2 protein-coding genes are annotated in these 3,270 nt (G+C 35.8%); one reads left to right on the plus strand and one right to left on the minus strand.

Features of this window, described 5'->3' with window-relative positions:
* Positions 1-451: 451 nt before the first annotated feature.
* A complete protein-coding gene (locus tag ACYQ0O_RS12885) occupies positions 452-1,096 on the minus strand; it encodes a class I SAM-dependent methyltransferase (RefSeq protein WP_162508079.1) in 645 nt (214 codons plus the stop codon).
* A gap of 714 nt (positions 1,097-1,810) precedes the next feature.
* On the opposite strand from ACYQ0O_RS12885, the gene ACYQ0O_RS12890 reads away from it, so the two are divergent.
* Positions 1,811-3,055: an ATP-binding protein gene (locus tag ACYQ0O_RS12890; protein WP_459893720.1), complete on the plus strand. Its 1,245-nt coding sequence runs from the start codon at positions 1,811-1,813 to the stop codon at positions 3,053-3,055.
* Positions 3,056-3,270 lie beyond the last annotated feature (215 nt).

Consider the following 3,270-nt stretch of genomic DNA (forward strand, 5'->3'; position numbering starts at 1 on the left):
TGGAGAGAATCTTATCTTCCATGCCTGTAATATCTCTTTGTCCTTTTTTCTTGAAATAGTTTTAAAACTATCTCTTCTAATATGGATTTTATCTGTTCTTCTTTTATTAAGATCTCCATTATATTGTCCTTTTTTTGTCTAACATTGTTAATTTACTTTATTCTCTTTTAAGAAAATTAAAATTAGAATTTCTCTATGTGTCAAGTTGGGATCTTTATATCTGTCTTCATATGGAGCACCCGGAGGAACTGACATTAAAATAACGGAATGATTACCGCCAATCTAGTAATTCATTCCCCTTTGTAAACTGATTCCTTCACGCCTACACATTCCTATATATGGGATTATTTCATTTGGTATATTCTTCTACGGCTAACGCCTCTAATAAGACGCGTGGTTTTTTGCGTCGGCTAAATTAGCCTTGTTATCCAGATAGCTATTTGAATATCTTCTATTTCTTTATTTCAGCCCAATAACCTGCAGGGTCAGCAACTATACGGAAATTCGATATACCCGCTTTCGCTATAATCTCTTTTATTGTTTCGGGGGAACTGTAAGCTTTTGCACCCTCTTTCAGGGAACGGTCTCTTAGATTCTTCATCCTCTTCAATTCTTCCTCGGTTACATATCTTCCGAATCCGCCTCCAACAACGCCAATACCTCCCTTTTTCAATACTCTATAGATTTCCTTAAATACCTGAACCTTATCTTCCCAACAGTGATATGCGCCTCTGCTGATAATAAAATCGGCAAATTCGCTATCGAAAGGCAGATTATGTGCATCACCCAGGACAGGAGTTATCCTATCTGTCAAATCTTCATTTTCAATGTTATTACACGCTACTTGGTATATAGCTTTTTCCTTTTCCAATGCATATATCTTCAGTTTGGAATATCTGCATAACTCAACTGCAAAAATAGCCGTGCCACAACCAATATCAATACCTATACCCTCCAAAACACCATAATCCTCAACCAGTTGTTTAACCGTCGAAATAATCGCTGGCATAAAATTTTCTCTGACCATTTTATCGAAACGCTTTGCCTTCAAGAGATCCATCTCACTGTAATCAGATGGAACGTTTTTCTCACACATCGTCTTATTCTCCTTTTTCAATCTGTTAAACAAGTTTTTATCTCTGATTTCGTCTAACCGGACTATCTTTTTCGCATTCGTGCATTTGCTATGATTTATGATAGTCGATTTCTTATCAAATTTATTTGTACTAATCTAGCAAGGGCTTCCTTTTTTAAAAAAGTTAAAATCAGAATCATCCTATCTGTCAAGTTGTTTTATTGTTTGTGTATATTGAAGTGATTAAGATGGATGTATGATATGCTTAAAGGATTCCAGACGCTTCTTCTGTGCAACAGGTCGGTAAATCTCAGGTACATTCCCTATTACCTGAAATAGATGTCAGACTGCTACCAGTTTCTGGATAAATTTCTTTCCACCGTTTTCGCAGCGATCGGAGAAAGGAGTTCCTTTCCCACCAGGAAATGCTCAACGAGGGCTGATAGGGGAAACAGGAAGACACGCTATTGCGTCCCTATGACTTTTGCCTTTCCAAAGACAGACCACATGGAAAATCATCTATTTCCACGCAAAAAAAGAGAATAGGTCAACCTCCAGGTAAAGATATGCCTTGCCATTAGGTGGGGATTTTTAAGGAACTTTTACTGGGGAATTTTTGTATCTTTGGCAATAAAACTCAGTAAACAGACAGATGTCCGTTATAAGAGATATAAATAGCAAATTAAGGCCTTTTCCTTGACTTCTTCTGATGCTTTATGTAATATATTTCTTACCATGAAAGATTTTCTTTCAAGACAAGAAGTAAAATACATAAAGCGCAGATTAGCTCATAAGATTAGGTCATTTCTAAACAGGTTTTCTGTTATCGTCATAAGTGGTGCCAGGCAGGTGGGAAAAACCACTATGCTTAAAAATGAATTCAGTGATTTTGCATATTACACGCTGGATGACTTTGACACCATAGAACTACTCAAAACAGACCCCATGTTTATATTCGATAAACATGATTTTATCGTAATTGACGAAGCCCAGAAAATGCCAGAGATATTTAATACAATAAAAATCGTTGCTGATAATTATAAAAATAAAAGGGTTATAATCTCTGGTTCATCCAATATGCTACTTATGAAAAACATTTCAGAATCGCTATGTGGTAGAGCCGCCTACTTTGAACTTCTACCCATGACATTGGGAGAGAAAAAGGACATAACAAACCCAACTAATTTAAGTCATTTGTTAAATAACACAATAAAAGAGGAAACAATAAATGAACTTGAGGTTTCAATTTATGAGCTTCTTATAAGAGGCTTTATGCCAGAGAACATGTTATCCAATGATTTGGTCAGTATTTCTGTCTGGATGGAAAGCTATATAAAAACATACTTGGAAAGGGACTTAAGGCAGCTTTCCCAAATTGAATCGCTGATTGACTTTAGAAGACTTAAGAAGGTTTTGGCATTAAGGGTTGGCAATATATTAAATCAAGCAGAAATTGCAAGAGAAACCGGCATAAGTACGGCAACAACATACAGGTATATAAAGCTCCTTGAGGTGTCAAACATCATAGAGCTACTTGGCAGTTTTTTTACAAATAGAATTAAAAGGGTAGTCAAATCCCCTAAAGTCTTTTTTATAGAGCCGGCTTTGGCCGTGTTTTTATCTGGATACTACAGTCCTGATTCTTTGGTTAATGCCAGAGAATTAGATGGTTTGTTTGAAAATATGGTTTTCTTGCACCTAAAAAGCCTGTGTGAAGGTCTTATACCCAAAGCCAATTTGTATTATTTTAGAAGTACAACAAACAAAGAGGTGGATTTTATCATTGAGTATGGAAGGGCTATTTTGCCAATAGAAGTAAAACTAACCAATAATCCATCTATTAAATATGCTAAACACCTACTTTACTTTCTTGAAAGATATCCAGAGATAAAAATAGGCGTCATAGCTTATTTAGGGAACCAGGTTAAATGGCTGACTTCTAAGGTAGTTGCTGTTCCGTGGTGGTGGATGGATTATTGATATGGACTATCTCTTGTAAGGTTTTCATATTTATCCTTTCCCGTCCACAAGACACTTGTATTCAGACAGGTGATGTAGTGGGCGTTTTTTTGATATATTATCCATTAAGAGTTATAATAATATTAAATTGTTATGAGAAAGGTGGATTGCTCCAGCCTGTTTATTAATTGTTTGGCTCTGTCCAAAATAGATTTCTTCAGGAGTTCTATACCCAA

The organism is Desulfothermus okinawensis JCM 13304 (genome assembly GCF_054654515.1).